This is a genomic window from Frankia sp. ACN1ag, from assembly GCF_001414035.1.
Classification (GTDB): Bacteria; Actinomycetota; Actinomycetes; order Frankiales; family Frankiaceae; genus Frankia; species Frankia torreyi.
Genome location: NZ_LJPA01000016.1, coordinates 1 through 15,945, shown reverse-complemented (window position 1 = coordinate 15,945; position 15,945 = coordinate 1). Strand labels below are relative to the sequence as shown.

Below are 15,945 nucleotides of genomic sequence, written 5' to 3'. Positions count from 1 at the left end.
CGACGGGTCAGCGCCGGTGCGCGAACGTCGCCTGCGCGCGTTCGAACCGGCGTTCGGTCACGTGGGAGGTGTCGACGGCAGCGGCTGCGGTGACCAGGATGAGCGCGGCGAGTATGCCCGCCAGGACCGGCCGTGGTGTGGGCGGTGGCTCCTGCAAGGCCCGTGCCCGATGGGCGAGGTCGGTGTGCACCGCACCGAGCGCCGCGGTCGGCATGGTCGCTGTGCCGGAGCGGGCGAGTCCGGCGCGGGCGAGGGTCCGGACGGCGACAGCACGGTTCTCGGCGGTCGCGGCGGCGTCTTCGTCGGCCCAGCGTTCGACGGCGAGTCGGACGGCGGCGGCGGAGGTCCGCAGGAGCGGGTTGGCGGCGGCGGCGAGGTCGGCGAGCTGGGTGTAGGCGTGGTGGCGGTGGCGGAGGTGGGAATGTTCGTGGGCGAGCAGGACGCGGCGTTCGTCGGCGGGCAACGCGCGCAGCATCGCGGTGGACACGACGATCCGGCCGGTGAGTCCGGGCAGGGTGTAGGCGTCGGCCCGGTCGTCGTCGACGATGACCAGGCCGGTGGGGGCGGGTCCGAGCCGGCGGCAGGTGAGTTCGGCCGCGGCCAGGTCCCGGCCGACGCCGACGGCCCGGCGGGCGGCGGCGGCGAGCAATCCGATGACGGCGGTGGCGGGGAGCAGCCCGGCGGTGGCGGGCAGCGGGTCGTGGCCGCGGACCACGGCGGTCGACCAGTGCCCGACCGCGACGAGCACGGGCATCGGGGCGAGCAGGGTGAAGGCCACGACCGAAAGGACGAAGCCGGTGGCCAGCGCGGTCACCAGGCAGGCAGCGGTGAGCAGCCGGGTGGCGGCGGCGGGCGGTAGCCGCCGGCCGAGCCAACCGCCGCCGGCGGCCAGCAGCAGGCTCGTGACGAACGGGACGAGCGCGACAGCCGTCATCGCCGAGGCCTGCCATCCGCGCCGCCGGCAGTGGTCCCGACGTCGCCGTCGGTGTCGGTGTCGGCGTCGGTGTCGGCGTCGGTGTCGGCGTCGGCGTCGGCGTCGGACCGGTGAGGAGCGAGGAGGTCGGCGAGGAGCTGCTCGTCCTCCGGTCGCAGGTCCGCGACGAACCGGGCAAGTGTCTCGGCCCGGTGGCTGCCGGCGCCAAGCAGGCGGGACATCTGCCGGGCGGTGAGCGCGGCGTCAAGGGTGTCCGGGTCGGTGGCCGGGGCGTAGACGTAGGAGCGGCCCGCGGGCGCCCGGGTCAGGGCGCCCTTGTCGTGTAGGCGAGCGAGGGTCGTCATCACCGTGGTGTAGGCCAGTGGTTCGCCGAGCTCGGCGAGGGTCTCGGCCGGGGTGAGCGGCCGGCCGGCCGCGGCGATCGCGGCGAGTACCTCGCGTTCCAGCGCTCCCGGTTCACGTCTGGGTTTCCGCGCCACCGCGCCTCCTCGCTACTACTGGACTGATAGTACGAAAGGTCGAGCAGTGGCGGTGGACCTCAACGTGCCGCCCTCGCCACCACGACGTCCTGCCGCCAGCCCTCCGCGGGTCTTCCCGTGCAGTCATCTACTATTCAATGAGTAGTAGATGACTGCATGAGGGGGCGGCGGATGGTGGATGGGGTGCCGGCGGTCGAAGCCGTTGGGCTGGTCAAGCGCTTCGGTGGGCTCACGGCCGTGGATCATGTTGATCTGCGGGTGGACGTCGGGGAGGTGTACGGCATCCTCGGCCCGAACGGTGCCGGGAAGACGACGTTCCTGCGGATGCTGTTCGGGTTGATCCGGCCGGATGCCGGGACGCTGCGGGTCTTCGGCCGGACGTGGGCCGAGGCGGGACCGGCGATGCTGGACGGGGTCGCGGGGTTCATCGAGAGCCCACGCTTCTATCCCTACCTGTCCGGCCGGCGCAACCTGGAGCTGCTCGCCGGCCTGGACGGCGGTGACGCGGACAGCCGCATCGATCAGGTGCTCGACGTGGTCGACCTCGCCGGTCGGGCGGGTGACAAGGTCGGGGGCTACTCGTTCGGGATGCGCCAACGGCTCGGCGTCGCCGCGTCCCTGCTGCGCGACCCGCGGCTGCTCGTCCTCGACGAGCCGGCCAACGGACTGGACCCCGCCGGCATCCGGGACATGCGCGCGCTGGTCACCCGGCTCGCCGGCAGCGGGCTGACCGTGCTGCTGAGCAGCCACAACATGGACGAGGTCGAGGAGATCTGCGACAACGTCACGATCATGCGCACCGGCCGGGTGGTCTACCACGGCTCGATCGACCAGCTGCGCGCCCAGGCACCGGACCCATCCCACCGGCTGGCGACCAGCGATGACGAGCAGGCGATGCGCCTGTCCGCCGAGCATCCCGCCGTGTCCGTCACCGCCCATCACGACGGCGGCCTCGCACTACGGGCCCAGACCGCCGACGCGGACGGCTACCTCATCGCCCTCGGCCGGGCCGGCGTCGCGGTACGCGCCCTGCACCTGGAGATCGCACCGCTGGAATCGCTGTTCTTCATGCTCACCGAGACCGACCCGGCGACCGGCTCCGCCCCGGCCGGCCTGCCGCGCCAGCCCCGCGACCTCACCGGAGCGACCCCATGACCACGCCCGCCACCACCACGCCCACGGCCGGCCCGGCGGCGGTCCGGCCTCGTCCGGTCGGCCGCGGCCGGGTGATCATCGCCTACCGGTGGGAGATCACCAAACTCGTCGCCCAGGCCCGCACCCGGGCCACCCTCGCCGTCTGCCTGATCGCCCCGTTCGTGTTCGTGGTGCTCCTCGACCGCCAGGACCGCCTGCCGAAGGACACCCTCTACGGCCGGTGGGTGCACGCCAGCGGCTTCGCCACGCCGCTGCTCATCCTCGGCTTCGCCGCCCAATGGGTGTTCCCGCTGCTCACCAGCATCGTCGCCGGCGACATCTTCGCCAGCGAGGACCAGCACGGCACCTGGAAGACGATCCTGACCCGCTCCCACAGCCGCAGCCAGATCTTCTGGGCGAAGTCGCTGGCCGCGGCCACCTTCGCGGTGCTCGTCGTCACGGTCCTCGCGCTAAGCTGCCTGACCGCCGGCGTCCTGCTCGTCGGCCATCAGCCGCTGGAAGGCCTCTCCGGCACCCTGCTGCCCCCGGGCCGCACCGCCGGGCTGGTCCTCGCCGCCTGGGCCACCGCGCTGCCACCCCTGCTCGGCTTCACCGCCCTCGGGATCATGCTCTCGGTGCTCACCCGCAGCAGCCCCGCCGGGATCGTCGGACCGATCATCCTTGGCCTGCTCATGCAGCTCTACGCCTTCCTCAACGGCGCCGACACCATCCGCCACCTGCTGCTCGTCACCCCGTTCGACGCCTGGCACGGCCTGTTCGCCGCACACCCGTACTACGGGCCGCTGCGCGACGGCACGTTCGTCAGCGTCGCCTACATCGTCATCTGCCTGGCCGTCGCCTTCACGGCGCTGCGCCGCCGCGACATCACCGGAGGCTGATCCGCATGCCCCGTCCCACCGCCGACCGGCCGCGCGGCGACCGGGCACCCCGCGGACCGGCTCGTGGCCGGCTGGCCCGCCGGGCTCGCCTGGCCGGCGTGGCGGTCACCGCCGCCGCGCTGACCGCCACGCTGGTCGGCTGCTCCGCCGATGTCACCCGCCCCCGCGTCGAGACCTCACTCGGCCCCGTCTTCGCCAACCTCTACGTCCAACAGCAGGCCCTGCTCGGCCACCCCGGGCTCACCCCCGCCGCCGTCGCCGCCAGACCCACCTGCCACCGCAGCACCCCCGGATCCCACGACAAAGGCGCCGGCAGCGACTGGATCTGCCAGGTCGGCTGGACCGACGGCACCGGCAAGGCCCAGAGCGGCAAGTTCGAACTCCAGGTCCGCTCCAACGGCTGTTACCAGGCCGGCGGCCCCAGCAAGATCGTCGGACCGATCATGATCCGGAGCGCCGCCGGCAAACAGGTCATCAACCCGGTGTTCGAGTTCGACGGCTGCTTCGACACCACCTGAAACCCACCCGAGACGAAAACCCGAGCGGAGACACGGTCATGCATGAACTGACGTACCTGCAGGCGGGCGTCATCGGACTCCTCCAAGGAATCACCGAGCTGTTCCCGGTCTCCAGCCTGGGCCACTCGGTGCTGATACCGGCGCTGATCGGCGGATCCTGGCAGCACCTGGTGACCGAAAACGCCTCGGGCAACAGCGAGGGCTCGCCCTACCTGACGTTCGTCGTCGGGCTGCACGTGGCCACCGCCGCCGCCCTGCTGGTCTTTTTCCGATCCGACTGGGCCCGCATCATCCGGGCCTTCCTCACCACGCTGCGCACCCGGCGCATCGAAACATCAGCGCAACGGCTCGCCTGGCTGATCGTGGCCGCGACCGTCCCCGTCGGAATAATCGGCCTGGCGCTGGAGCACACCTTCCGTACCCTGTTCGCCAAACCGCTGGCCGCCGCGCTGTTCCTGACCGCCAACGGGATGATCCTGCTCGCCGGAGAACGGCTGCGCCGCCGCAGCGAACAACGCGCCGGCAAACACCAGGCCAGCGCCAAGGCTGAACCGGCGACCGTCCCGCTCACCGTCCCCGCCCCAGCCACCGTCCCCACGCAGACCACAATCGCGCCGGGCGGCCGGGCGACGGGCGGCCGGGCGACGGGCCGCCACACGACCGCACCCCGCGGTGGCCTCGTGGTGGCCGAGCACCGCAGCCTCGACACTCTCGCCTACCGGGAAGCCGGCGTGATCGGTCTGTTCCAGACCCTCGCGCTGCTCGCCGGCATCTCCCGCTCCGGCATCACCATGGTCGCCGGCCTGCTACGCGGCCTCGACCACGAGGACGCCGCCCGCTTCTCGTTCCTGCTCGCCNCCCCCGTCATCCTCGCCGCCGGACTGCTCAAGCTCCCCGCCCTGGCCGGCCCCGCCGGCGACGGCATCCGCGGCCAGGTCATCCTCGGCGCGCTGGTCGCCGGCATCGCCGCCTACCTGTCCATCCGCTTCCTGGTCCGCTACTTCGAAACCCGCACCCTGACCCCCTTCGCGATCTACTGCCTGCTGATGGGCGCGCTGTGCACGGTGCGTTTCGTCGTCGCCTAGCTTCCGCCGGCCGTGCAGCGGGCCGGAGTATCCGGAGCGCGGCGCGGGAGTCGGTGGCATAGGGGACGTCGTCGCGACAGCCGCGTCCCGGTCCGATGCTGCGACCTATGGCACGGCCTCATGGCCGTTCATGTCGTCGGGGCCTCCGCCCATCATGGTGAGCATCTGTCGGCCGCCGGTGGTGAGGAAACGCCGGAGGAGAATCGCCGCCAGGGCGAGGAAGGCGATGTTGAGCCAGGTGGTGTAGTTCCAGGTGATGCCGTCCTCTCCGACGGAGGCATGCCGGGGGCCGGTGGGGAGGAGATGGAGCGGGGTGAAGACGAGTTCGATGACGTAGCCGGCGGCGACCATGGTGAGGTAGAAGATGCCGGCGAGGAACAGCGCCATCCGCGGGCCGTAGTACTTCCGGTAGATCACGATGATCGGAACAATGATCAGGTCGGCGAAGATGAAGCTGACGACTCCGCCGAAGCTGATACCCCCGTTCCACAGCACGGCCGCGAGCGGGACGTTGCCGATGGAGCAGACGAACGCGGCCACAGCCACGAGCGGGCCGATGATCGGTCCCCAGATCCGGGCGGCGAGCGGGTGGTCGGTGAAGAACAGGTGCCGCCAGAACGTGTCGGGTATCCAGGCCGCCGCGGCGCCGGCGATCAGCAGGCCGATGAGGATGTCGCGGAGCACTGCGGCCCATTCCATGACGAAGTTGTGGCTGACCGCGGTGTAGCCCTGCCGGCTGAGTAGCCGACGCCGGAACGACCCCTCGCCGGCGACGGACATGTCCATCGCCGCGTGACCTTCCATTGACCCGGGGACGGCACGATCCGCTTGCGTCCTGGCCTGCCGGAGCAGGTTCGGGGACAGGAACCGGCGAAAGATCAGCGCCAACATCACGATCATGAACGGGCCGCCGACGAACTCGGCGGCGGTGAACTGCCAGCCCAGCAGCAGCGCCAGGATCAGCCCGAGTTCGATGACGAGGTTGGTGGAGGCGAACTGGAAGGCCATCGCGGCGGTGAAGTCGGCGCCCTTGCGGAACAGCGAGCGGGCCAGCGCGACGGCGGCGTAGGAGCAGGACGAGGATGCCGCGCCCAGGACGGTGGCGGTGGCCAGGCTTTTCGGCCGGTCGTCGGGCAGGAGACGCGCGATGGTCGACTTGGGTACCAGCGCCTCGATGACCGCCGACAGGGTGAAGCCCAGGATCAGCGACCAGGTGACCTGCCAGGTCATCGACCCGGCGATACCCAGCGCGTGCAGAACGCCGTGCCCGACGGTGTTCACAGCCTGTTCGCAGGGTGGAGGTCGGCGGGGTGGAAGCGGCGCAGCCGCAACGAGTTGGATGCGTGAGCGCCGTCGTCGGGCTGACCCGCTGCCGGTGCGGTGTCGCTGGTGGGCGGCTGGGGTAGCCGGGCGGTGCAGCCGGCGGCTTCCACGGTGGCCACGAGGTCCTGCGGGCCGAGGATCGCCGGATCGTAGCGGACGGCGGCTGTCTCGGTGGCGTCGTTGACCGTGGCGGAGACGCCGTCGATCCCGCCGACTTCACCGCTGCCGGCGCTCACGCAATGCCCACAGGTCATGCCGGTGACGGTGGAGGTCCTCGTTGCCATGGTCAGCTTTCCTCTCACTCGAACCGCGTTGCCTACCACGTGCGCTACGGCATCCGAGGCGGGCCTCGCGTCGCCCCGACGGGGGCGATCTTCCAGCGCTCTACACATACCCCACCGGGGTATGTGTAGCCGCCGCGCGAGACAAGCGTCAAGTACCCCTGGGGGGTACCTTCGGGAAACGGACCGAAGGGGGCGCCCTGCACGGCTACACGACCGGCAAGGACGACTACCTCAAGCGACTGCGCCGCATCGAAGGGCGGCTCCGGGGCATCGCCAAGGCGGTCGCCCGGGACATTGAGGTGCTGCATTGACGTCCTGGCGCAGGTCAGCGACGCCACCAAAACGTTGCAGTCAGTCGCAGTGGTGCGCGGCGTCGCTCAGGGCGGGCAGCGTGCGGACCGCGTAGCCGTCTACCTCGCCTCCCGACAGAGACGACCCGCATTCCCAAATCCGGTAAGCAGCCCGGCGACCTCATCTTCTTCGGCAGCCCCTCCAACATCACCCACATGGGTATCTACGCCGGCAACGGCTATCTGTGGGCCGCCCCGCAGACCGGACGCAACATCAACCTGCAACCCATCTACACCTCCACCTACTGGGTCGGCCGGGTCCGCTGACCCTGTCCCGGCGCAGACGGATCGGACCCATGGCCTGCCAGCCGACCAGCTCCCCGTCAGGCAGACTGGACCCGTGAGCGCCCGGCCCCATGGAAAGACCACCGCTGCCGGGCTGCCGCTGTTCCTGCTCGCCGTACCCGTCCTGCTGGGCATTCTGCTCATGCATGGCGGCCTGTCCGCGCACCTGGCGCACGGCCTGCACGCCGACACCACCGACCAGATCGGGTCGTCGGTGATGTACGGGGCGGACATGTACCCCCCACCGTCGGCCCTGCCGGTGAGCCACCCCGATCCACGGCACGTCATGACACCGCCCGCAACAGAGATGGATCACGACGGGCACGGTGGTGCGATGTGCCTGGCGTTTCTCCGCCTGACGCTCCTGCTGGTCATCGCGTTGCTGCTCACCCGGCTGCTCTCCTCGACGTCGGTGAGACGTGCAGTCCTACGCGCAGCGTCCCCCCACCGCGGGCGGGCGCCCCCAGATCGCTCGTTGCTCCACCGACCCTCACTCGCCTCGCTCTGCGTGCTCCGTCTGTAGACCGACACGTCCTGCCCGGGCCACCCGGGCTCCTGCGACGTGCGCCGAACTTCTTCGGACTACAGACCTCCGGCAGACGAGGAACCAGCATGAGACGACTGACACTGCTCATCGCGGCGGCCCTGGCCGCGATCGTTCTCACCGCCTGCGGCAACGACGGAAGCAACGGCAGCACGAGCACCGGTGCCGCCGATCACAACGCCGCCGACGTCACCTTCGCCCAGAACATGATCCCCCACCACCGACAGGCCATCGACATGGCCGATCTGGCCGAAACCCGCGCCAGTCACCCGGAGGTGAAAACCCTCGCCCGCCAGATCCGCGCGGCGCAGGCCCCGGAAATCGCCACCATGGTCGGGTGGCTCAACGCCTGGAAGCAGCCCACAGTGCCCCCCGGCGGCGACAGCGGTTCCGGGCACGGTATGGGTGACCACGGCTCGACCACCATGATGCCGGGCGGCACCATGACCGGGATGATGCCGGGCGGGCCCATGGCCGGCATGATGAGCGACGATGACATGGCGAGATTGAAGATGGGGACCGGACCCGCCTTCGACAAAATGTTCCTCACCATGATGATCGCGCATCATCGAGGTGCCATCACCATGGCGAAGACGGAAACCCGCGACGGACTTTACACACCGGCGAAACGACTCGCCGAGAATATCCAGAACACCCAGAACACCCAGATCACGACCATGCAGACCCTGCTCACCAAGGTCTGACGCCCACGGAGGTGGTGGCGCGCACCATGAATCCGCGCCACCACCTCATCTCCGTGGACTGCACTCGCGGGGTTACTCGGCAAGGTGCTACTGATAGCCAGGTGCGACACGGTGGCAGCCGCCGTCACACCGCATTGATCGTTTCCGGCTACCGCCGAGACATGCACACCGGTCAAGGTCATGATCTCGGCACGCATGCCCACGCCCACGGCCGCTCTGATCACACCCGGCCTGGTGGGTTTCGTCGGGAACGAGATCGTGGCCTGCAGCCGTCTCAAGGTAGGCCGCCAGATCGGTTCGGACGCACTCGTCGCCGCTGGGCTGCACGCCCGAACGGATGGATTCACCAGCCTCGCGGTCCTGCTCGGCGTGTCCCGCCCAGCACCATTCCGCCGCCCCTCGGCCCCGTAAAGCAGTGCGATCCGGTCAACGCCGCCAGCACACAGCGCAAAGATGATCGTGATCGCTTCAGTCTGCGTTTCTGATCATCACATCGCCAGCAAACCGGCCACCGTACACTCGGATTCCGATATCGGTTTCATCACTGCCGGGCCGGCGGCGTGGAGGCGGGTGGGGTGCGGGAGTTCCAGCGAGGCGCGGTGCGGCTGCACATCCTTCATCACGCGGCCGAACAGGAGATCCACGGTGCGTGGATGACCGAGGAGCTGGCCCGGCACGGCCATCACATCAGCCCCGGCACGCTGTATCCGACGCTGCACCGGCTGGAAGCCGACGGTCTGTTGGCTTCCGAGCAGCGGGTGATTGACGGACGCACCCGGCGAATGTACCGGGCGACCGAGGCCGGGAAGCGTGCTTTGGCTGAAGATCGTAGAGCGTTGGCGGAGCTGGCCCGTGAGGTCCTCGGCCGCGACACTTCTCCCTGACGGCGCCAGAGATNGGCGTCGCGCCGAGTCCACTGGACGGGGTGACGCAGCGTTCCTGTGCAAGGAGGCCCCGTCGGGTGCCTGCGCGTCGGGTGCCTGCGCGTCGGGTGCCTGCGCGTCGGGTGCCTGCGCGTCGGGTGCCTGCGCGTCGGGTGCCTGCGCGTCGGGTGGGGCTCTATGTCCGCGTCTGGGCGATGGTGATCCGGCGAATGCCGTAGGCGGCGGCGCCGACGACGAGCACCGTGGCCCCGGAGACCACCGAGGACAGTGGCAGGGCGAAGGCCAGGGTCAGGCAGCCGGCGAGCCCGACCGCGGGCACGACGCGCGGTGGACGCCCTTCGTCCGGGGTGAGGGTCCAGGCACTCGCGTTGGCGATGGCGTAGTAGCCCAGCACGCCGAAGGAGGAGAAACCGATCGCCCCACGCACGTCCGTGGTCGCGGTGAGGACCGCCACCACAGCGCCGATCAGAAGCTCAGCACGGTGCGGCACCGCGAACCGGGGATGGACCGCAGCCAGGGCATGAGGCAGGTGCCGGTCACGGGCCATCGCCAGGGTGGTGCGCGAAACCCCGAGAATCAGCGCGAGCAGGGAACCCAGCGCGGCGACCGCCGCACCGCCCCGGACGATCGGCGCCAGCCAGCCGACGCCTGCGGCGCGCACCGTGTCCGACAGCGGCGCGGTGGCCTCCGCCAGCCGCTGGGGACCCAACACCATCAGGGCCCCGACCGCCACAGCGGCATAGACGGCCAAGGTGATGCCGAGGGCGGTCGGGATGGCGCGGGGGATGGTTCGGGCCGGGTCACGGACCTCCTCGCCGAGGGTGGCGACGCGGGCGTATCCCGCGAACGCGAAGAACAGCAGGCCAGCCGCCTGAAGCACCCCGCCGAACGTGGCGTCCGCGCCGATGTCCAACCGGGCAGCGTCCGACGTGGCCGAGGTGACGGCGGCGACCACCACCGCGGCGAGCACGGTCAGGACGACCGCGACGATCACACGGGTGAGCCAGGCGGACTTCTGTACCCCGACGTAGTTCACCGCGGTCAGCGCCACCACCGCCACCACCGCCACCGCATGGGCCTGGCCTGGCCAGACATAGAAGCCGACGGTGAGAGCCATCGCCGCACAGGAAGCGGTCTTTCCGACGACGAAAGCCCACCCGGCCAGATAGCCCCAGAAGACACCGAGCCGTTCACGGCCGTAAACGTAAGTGCCGCCCGAGGCCGGATAGCAGGCTGCCAACCGTGCGGACGACGTCGCGTTGCAGTAGGCGACCACTGCGGCGAAGGCCAGCCCGAGCAGCAGCCCGGATCCGGCCGCCTGCGCCGCCGGTCCCACCGCGGCGAAGACCCCCGCGCCGATCATCGCCCCCAGGCCGATCATCACCGCGTCGAACATCCCCAACCGCCGCTGCAACTCCTGCGGCATCGCTGTCGACGGCACGCTCATGGCCACCCCTCCGCGGCACGCGGCAAACTTACGTCTGCCGATATCGGCAGACGATATGCCATTCGGGGGTGGGAGCCGCCATGCGACGGCCCCTCGAACTCGGCCGGGAAAGCCGTCACCGGATGGTCGAGCGGCGGCCCTCGATTCACCGACCATGCAGATGCCGATCCAGATGCTGTCCGTCGACCGGTAGCGCCCGCCGGGGCGTGCACGGCACCCGGCCCGTCCCAGCGCCCACTCGCAAGAGAGATGCTCACCCGGGCGCGCGGCACACGGGAAATCCTCCGGGCCCGACGGTAGCGGTGTACGCAGCGCTGTAGCTTCGCGAGGAAGTCGTCCGTCCAGAGCGGCCTGCTGGACGGTCATCGTCCAGCAGGCCGATTCCACAGACCGGGGGCACACCGGTCGCCGTCTCGCCTCAGCACGCCCCTTCGGTGTTCGTGGCGCACGCTCAGTCGCACACACGGCGTTGGCGGGGCTCCGGCCGCACGTCGGCGGAAGCGTCATCAAACCGACGCCTGCCGGCGTATGGCAACGGAAAGTACCACCGAGGTCCCCTTCTGATCCAGCCACGGACTGATAAACGGCGGGGTGGCCGAGTTGAGCCACGTGGCCTGGTACTGGACCTGGAAACTGCCTCCGGCGCTCGGCGACCAGACTCCCGACAGATACGCCTGCCTCCACCGAGCGCGCGTAATGTCGCCTTGTGAGCCACCTCGTGCGGACAGTGGCCGGACCTCGTCGCGAGCCCGCTGTCCCGCCCCCGGAACTGCGCGATGCCCTGTCCGCGGTGGACGGCGCCTGGACGCAGTGGGAGGCGCAGTCCACCTCCTTGCGGGGGCTTTACATCGCCTGGATGGACGGCTCGCGGCTCGGCCCCGTGCGCCGCCGCCGAGCCCGGCGGACCGCCGAGTACGCCGCCCGTGGCACGCTCGAACGCTCCTTGCAACCCGCAACCGGTGGCGCCCGCGAGCACCTGATCGGCGGAGTTGTCGCCGCGCTCTTCGCTGGCGCCGCCGAGCTGACAGCCGGTGTTGTCGGCGACGAAGTCGAGGATCCCGGCCTCGCCCCCGCCGTCATTCTCGTCACCGCGGTGATCCTCTTCTGGATCCGCCGGTGCCGGCAACGAGCATGTGGCCCCAGCGCCGAGGGCACCTGACCGAGCACCGTCTGCGGACACCCCCGGTGGATCTCGCCACGTGGCCGCGTCGCTCTGCCGCGTCGCCGCAGCGGCCCTCGGTCGCCGGCGCCCAGCCTCGTAGGTGTTAACAGTCCTTCCGAGCGCAGTGCACTGCGCTTGACGAACGAGTGTGGCGTCCGTAATCTGCATACGTCGGACGGAGTGCGCAGGTTCGGCCCGAAGCGAACACCGACACCAGCCACGCGCAGCGAAGGCGCCGCAGTGGGCCGTCGAGGCTGCCCAACGCGCCCAAAAAAGCCGTGCCCCGGGCGGCATGCATAGCAGAGGCGTGCCCGGGGCCTACGAGGTCCACTCTACCAAGCACCGCCCGGCCGCGAGCCGTCGATCCGCGGGAGTGTTCCATGATCACCGAACAACCTGACTGGATCCACCGCCTGCTTTCGCCCCCACGACTGCGTTCCTACTTGCATGCGACCGACGGTTCGTNGGACGCGGCGATACGCCTCTACTGGTGGAACGCGGCGGTCTCCGCTGCTTTCTACGGGCCCTTGCACTGCCTGGAGATAGGGCTGCGGAACGCGCTGCACGGCCGGCTCTGCACGCACTATGGGCGACCCGACTGGTGGTCCGTCGCGAAACTTGCCGACGAGGACGCTCGTAAGGTCAGGCAGGCCGGTGACAAGCTCCGCCGGGCAAACACCCGACCGCCGACTTCCGACGATGTCGTCGCCGCCCTGACATTCGGCTTCTGGGTCGCGCTGCTGAGCCGCGGCAGGTCGTACGACCGGACGCTGTGGGTCCCGGCTCTCCACCAGGCGTTCCCGTACTACACGGGAAGGCGCGATGAGTTGCACCGAAATCTGGTGACGATGCTCTATCTCCGAAACCGGGTCATGCACTACGAACCGATCCATCACCGGGATCTCGGCGCCGACCGCGCGAAGATCTACCGCCTGCTGGGCTACCTGTCGCCCGAGGCAGTGCGAGAGGTCGAGCTGCTTGATCGCATACCCGAGATCCTGGCCCGCCGGGACGGAATCTGGAGTGGGGACGATCATGTACGGTTCTGACCACCGGGATGGGTCTTACGGACCGCGCAGTGGAGGCGGGCCACCTGAAGCTCCGATCAAACAGTGCACGCCCGGATGGGACTTCGGTGCGCAGTGACCGGATCCGTGCGCCTCGTCACGGCCGCCGAGATCGCCCGGCTCGCCGAGGTGAAACCGGCGGCGGTCAGCAACTGGAGACGTCGGCATCCGGATTTTCCCGCGGCCGAACGGCGTATGGGACGGGAGGTCTACCCCGCCCCAGAGGTAGCCGCCTGGCTCGATCATCGGATCGTTGCGGAAAAAGATCGACAGCCTACTGAGGATGCGGGGATCACCTATGGGATCCGGTTCCGTCGAAACCTGGGATCGCCCGAGCGGGTCGCCCCTCCCCCGGATACCGGTCGACGGCTCTGGCGGGCGTTCGCAGCCTACCGCAACTTCGGCGGGATCAATGGGACCGAGGCGTCGATGTTGGCTTTCGGGCTGCTCTACCTCCGCTTTCACGACGCGTCACGATGGTCGGAGCTCAGGGAACTCAGGTACGCCCCCGACCGTGACCTGCCCCGACGAGCGGATGATCTGGTCAACAGCGCGCTGTTGGCAGGCGGGCATGAACCGCTGCCGCGGCATGCGTGGACCACTGGCGGGCCCTCTGCCGACCACGCAGATCTGGCGACGGCCATCCAGATCCTAGATCGTCTGGATCCGTCGTCGGGGCCGGATGGCATCCGAGACGCGCCGATCGCCGGCTGGCTCGCCGATGATCTGCTGTCCCGGTTCGCGGCTGCCGACGGCCGGCGGGGGCATCTCACGCCGGACTCGGTGGTTCGGTTGGCAGTTCGCCTGACGAACCCGATCGGCGGCGAGCGAATTCATGATCCATTCTGTCATCTGGGCGAGTTCCTCGTAGGCGCCGTCGACCATGTCCGGACCCGGTGCGGAGCGCCCGCGAAGCTGAAGGTCAGCGGTGGCACGGTTGGCCACCTGGNATGGCTCGCGGGGATGAACCTGACGCTGCACGACATCGCTACCCGCGAGGTGCGGGTCGAGCCGCCCCTGTACCGCTGGGACACACAGCGGCGCTTCGATCTGGTGCTGACCAATCCACCGTTCAACATGTCGGACTGGACTGACGGTTACCACGTCGGTGACCTGCGCTGGCGATATGGCATTCCGCCGCGACACAACGCGAACTTCGCCTGGCTGCAGCACGCCTTGGCCCTGCTCACCGAGGGCGGCCGTGCCGCCGTCCTCATGCCCCACGGCGCCGGATCATCCGAGAACTCCCGGGAGCGGGCCATCCGGGCCGCCATGGTCGAGGACGGTGTGGTCGATGCCGTCATCGCGCTGCCACCTCAACTGTTCCACTCCACCGCGATCGCCGTGACGCTCTGGCTGCTGCGGGGTCGGGGGTCGGACGGTGACGACGATGTCTTCTTCGTTGACGCTCACGCGGCCGGCACCATGGACGGCCGCAACCATCGGGTCCTGCGCGAGGAGGATCTGGAGCGCATCACGGCGGCGTACCGCGATCGATCGACGTTCACCTCGGGTGACGTGCTGTCGCGGGCCGTGGCCCGAGATCGGCTACGAGACGACGGATACGTGCTGAATCCCGGCCGCTATCTGATCGCCGCCTCGGCTCCCGTCGATCTCGATCGGAACCGGGCCGACGCCGATGACCTGCGCCACAGCCTACGCAACCTGCTACAGCGGTCGATCGACTCGCACGAGCGGGCGGAACGTCAGATAGATACCGCCGCCGATCTGCTCTACGGGACTCCCGCCGGTTGGAGCCGGTGCCAGTTGGGTGAGGTGTGCGACGTGCTCGCCGGCCCTTCCGGCGCGGTGAGCTCCGGGGGAGGGAACTCCTCCGATGTTCCCGTCATCAAGCCGAGGAACATCAGCGAGAACCGGATCGTGCGGGATCACCTCGACTTCGTCGATCCGTCAGTGGCCGAGACGCTGGATCGTTACCTGCTGGCACCGGGCGACGTCGTATGTACCAGAACCGGCGAGATCGGCCGGTGCGGGCTGGTGACCGAGGAGCACGACGGCTGGTTGCTCGGCACGTCCTGCCTGCGTCTGCGACCGGACGCGTCCCTCGACCCGAGCTATCTGGTCTTTTATCTGGGACATCCCCGCGTACAGCGGTGGCTGGTCGGCAATGCCGGCGGCTCGACCGTTCGATCGCTGACCGCCGCGACCATGCGCGCCCTGCCGCTCCTCCTTCCGGACACCGACCGGCAGCGGCGCATCGGCGCGGCGATGGGCGCACTGGACGAACAGTTGGCGATCCACGATCGGATCCGGCGCACCACATCGGCGCTGCGGGAGTCGCTGGTACCGCTGTACCTCCAGGACACGCTCCTTGACGAGGCGCCCGAGGAGATCTGAGTCCGCTGCTTTCGGCCACCGGCATCGCGGCAGATCGTCCCACGGCTGCCACTGCGCGCAGAGTGGCGCACCGGCCACAGACCGGCGCGGACGCGAATACAATCACCAACCTAGTAGACCGTCGCCACTAATGTTTGGGGTATAGGTGGCGGAGTTTGGTGCGGGCGTCGGCGGTGGTGAAGTGCCAGTGGACTTGGCGCTGGTCGGCGTTGACGGCTGTCTGCCAGGCGGCGAGTTCGGTGTTGAGCACGTCGAGGTCGTCGATGCGGCGGTCGAGGCATTGGCGGGTCAGTGCGGCCAGTTCGATCTCGGCGATGTTGAGCCAGGAGCCGTGTTTGGGGGTGTGGTGGATCTCGAGGCGCCCGGCGAGAGCGAACGCGACGGCGGGGTCGAAGGCCTCGTAGAGCGAGGCGATGCCGTGGGTATTGAGGTTGTCCATGACCAGCACCACCCGCTCGGCGTGGGGGTAGTCGATGGTCAGCAGGTGC

Annotated in this window: 16 protein-coding genes and 4 pseudogenes; 14 read left to right on the top strand and 6 right to left on the bottom strand. The window is 69.6% G+C overall.

Annotated elements, in window-relative coordinates:
- Nucleotides 1-7: 7 nt before the first annotated feature.
- Together UK82_RS15980 and UK82_RS15975 are read right to left on the bottom strand one after the other, a co-directional pair.
- Nucleotides 8-934 (bottom strand): M56 family metallopeptidase, encoded by a 927-nt coding sequence (locus UK82_RS15980; RefSeq protein ID WP_044884758.1) that lies wholly within the window; start codon nt 932-934, stop codon nt 8-10.
- On the bottom strand, nt 931-1,413 hold the full coding sequence (locus tag UK82_RS15975) for a BlaI/MecI/CopY family transcriptional regulator (RefSeq protein WP_313949813.1): 483 nt from the start codon (nt 1,411-1,413) through the stop codon (nt 931-933). The genes UK82_RS15980 and UK82_RS15975 overlap by 4 nt, the downstream gene beginning before the upstream one ends.
- A gap of 171 nt (nt 1,414-1,584) precedes the next feature.
- Here UK82_RS15975 and UK82_RS15970 point away from each other — a divergent pair, with 171 nt between their 5' ends.
- The 5 genes and pseudogenes from UK82_RS15970 to UK82_RS38135 all read left to right on the top strand — a co-directional run.
- Nucleotides 1,585-2,568, top strand: coding sequence for an ABC transporter ATP-binding protein (locus tag UK82_RS15970; protein WP_044884759.1), 984 nt, complete (start codon nt 1,585-1,587; stop codon nt 2,566-2,568).
- Entirely contained in the window at nt 2,565-3,446 is an 882-nt protein-coding gene (locus UK82_RS15965) for an ABC transporter permease (protein WP_044884760.1), read from the top strand. The genes UK82_RS15970 and UK82_RS15965 overlap by 4 nt, the downstream gene beginning before the upstream one ends.
- A gap of 5 nt (nt 3,447-3,451) precedes the next feature.
- Nucleotides 3,452-3,964, top strand: coding sequence for a hypothetical protein (locus UK82_RS15960; RefSeq protein WP_055407956.1), 513 nt, complete (start codon nt 3,452-3,454; stop codon nt 3,962-3,964).
- Between the two features lie 38 nt (nt 3,965-4,002).
- Nucleotides 4,003-4,821: pseudogene (locus UK82_RS15955) on the top strand (undecaprenyl-diphosphate phosphatase); the annotation flags it as partial.
- Between the two features lies 1 nt (nt 4,822).
- A partial coding sequence (locus UK82_RS38135) for an undecaprenyl-diphosphate phosphatase (RefSeq protein ID WP_304438054.1) occupies nt 4,823-5,049 on the top strand: 227 nt, incomplete at its 5' end.
- 105 nt (nt 5,050-5,154) lie between these two features.
- On the opposite strand, the gene UK82_RS15950 is transcribed toward UK82_RS38135, so the two are convergent.
- The gene (locus UK82_RS15950; RefSeq protein ID WP_055407952.1) at nt 5,155-6,330 is read right to left on the bottom strand and encodes a permease; all 1,176 of its coding nucleotides are present in this window, start codon (nt 6,328-6,330) and stop codon (nt 5,155-5,157) included.
- Nucleotides 6,327-6,656 carry a heavy-metal-associated domain-containing protein gene (locus tag UK82_RS31555; protein ID WP_152989914.1) on the bottom strand — a complete coding sequence of 110 codons (330 nt, stop codon included), beginning with the start codon at nt 6,654-6,656 and terminating at the stop codon, nt 6,327-6,329. The genes UK82_RS15950 and UK82_RS31555 overlap by 4 nt, the downstream gene beginning before the upstream one ends.
- Here UK82_RS31555 and UK82_RS42765 point away from each other — a divergent pair.
- The 6 genes and pseudogenes from UK82_RS42765 to UK82_RS15925 all read left to right on the top strand — a co-directional run bounded on the left by UK82_RS42765 (nt 6,650) and on the right by UK82_RS15925 (nt 9,423).
- Nucleotides 6,650-6,967 (top strand): metal-sensing transcriptional repressor, encoded by a 318-nt coding sequence (locus tag UK82_RS42765; protein WP_396230570.1) that lies wholly within the window; start codon nt 6,650-6,652, stop codon nt 6,965-6,967. The genes UK82_RS31555 and UK82_RS42765 overlap by 7 nt on opposite strands.
- Before the next feature lie 120 nt (nt 6,968-7,087).
- Nucleotides 7,088-7,273 (top strand): annotated as a pseudogene (locus tag UK82_RS31550) (NlpC/P60 family protein); the annotation flags it as partial.
- 73 nt (nt 7,274-7,346) lie between these two features.
- On the top strand, nt 7,347-7,814 hold the full coding sequence (locus tag UK82_RS34080; protein WP_052681045.1) for a DUF6153 family protein: 468 nt from the start codon (nt 7,347-7,349) through the stop codon (nt 7,812-7,814).
- A gap of 89 nt (nt 7,815-7,903) precedes the next feature.
- Nucleotides 7,904-8,539, top strand: coding sequence for a DUF305 domain-containing protein (locus tag UK82_RS15935; protein WP_044884881.1), 636 nt, complete (start codon nt 7,904-7,906; stop codon nt 8,537-8,539).
- A 180-nt stretch (nt 8,540-8,719) separates the two neighbouring features.
- Nucleotides 8,720-8,908 (top strand): annotated as a pseudogene (locus UK82_RS34075) (cation transporter); the annotation flags it as partial.
- 206 nt (nt 8,909-9,114) lie between these two features.
- The gene (locus UK82_RS15925) at nt 9,115-9,423 is read left to right on the top strand and encodes a PadR family transcriptional regulator (protein ID WP_044884879.1); all 309 of its coding nucleotides are present in this window, start codon (nt 9,115-9,117) and stop codon (nt 9,421-9,423) included.
- A gap of 175 nt (nt 9,424-9,598) precedes the next feature.
- On the opposite strand, the gene UK82_RS15920 is transcribed toward UK82_RS15925, so the two are convergent.
- Nucleotides 9,599-10,870, bottom strand: a complete 1,272-nt coding sequence (locus UK82_RS15920; protein ID WP_044884878.1) for an APC family permease — start codon at nt 10,868-10,870, stop codon at nt 9,599-9,601.
- Nucleotides 10,871-11,588: 718 nt separating this feature from the next.
- On the opposite strand from UK82_RS15920, the gene UK82_RS15915 reads away from it, so the two are divergent.
- The 3 genes and pseudogenes from UK82_RS15915 to UK82_RS38125 all read left to right on the top strand — a co-directional run.
- Complete coding sequence (locus UK82_RS15915) at nt 11,589-12,029, top strand: YdeI/OmpD-associated family protein (protein ID WP_157871711.1); 441 nt, start codon at nt 11,589-11,591, stop codon at nt 12,027-12,029.
- A gap of 1,127 nt (nt 12,030-13,156) precedes the next feature.
- Nucleotides 13,157-14,048 (top strand): annotated as a pseudogene (locus UK82_RS42035) (N-6 DNA methylase); the annotation flags it as partial.
- A gap of 1 nt (nt 14,049) precedes the next feature.
- The coding region (locus UK82_RS38125) for an N-6 DNA methylase (protein ID WP_236705999.1) at nt 14,050-15,457 on the top strand (1,408 nt) is incomplete at its 5' end.
- Between the two features lie 127 nt (nt 15,458-15,584).
- On the opposite strand, the gene UK82_RS15900 is transcribed toward UK82_RS38125, so the two are convergent.
- On the bottom strand, nt 15,585-15,945 hold a 361-nt coding region (locus tag UK82_RS15900; RefSeq protein WP_173667256.1), incomplete at its 5' end, for a transposase.

Bases quoted from the DNA above. Each gene is read 5' to 3' on its own strand.
- UK82_RS15970 (WP_044884759.1), top strand. From the start codon at position 1,585: ATGGTGGATGGGGTGCCGGCGGTCGAAGCCGTTGGGCTGGTCAAGCGC.
- UK82_RS15965 (WP_044884760.1), top strand. From the start codon at position 2,565: ATGACCACGCCCGCCACCACCACGCCCACGGCCGGCCCGGCGGCGGTC.
- UK82_RS15980 (WP_044884758.1), bottom strand. From the start codon at position 934: ATGACGGCTGTCGCGCTCGTCCCGTTCGTCACGAGCCTGCTGCTGGCC.
- UK82_RS31555 (WP_152989914.1), bottom strand. From the start codon at position 6,656: ATGGCAACGAGGACCTCCACCGTCACCGGCATGACCTGTGGGCATTGC.
- UK82_RS15960 (WP_055407956.1), top strand. From the start codon at position 3,452: ATGCCCCGTCCCACCGCCGACCGGCCGCGCGGCGACCGGGCACCCCGC.
- UK82_RS15935 (WP_044884881.1), top strand. From the start codon at position 7,904: ATGAGACGACTGACACTGCTCATCGCGGCGGCCCTGGCCGCGATCGTT.
- UK82_RS15920 (WP_044884878.1), bottom strand. From the start codon at position 10,870: ATGAGCGTGCCGTCGACAGCGATGCCGCAGGAGTTGCAGCGGCGGTTG.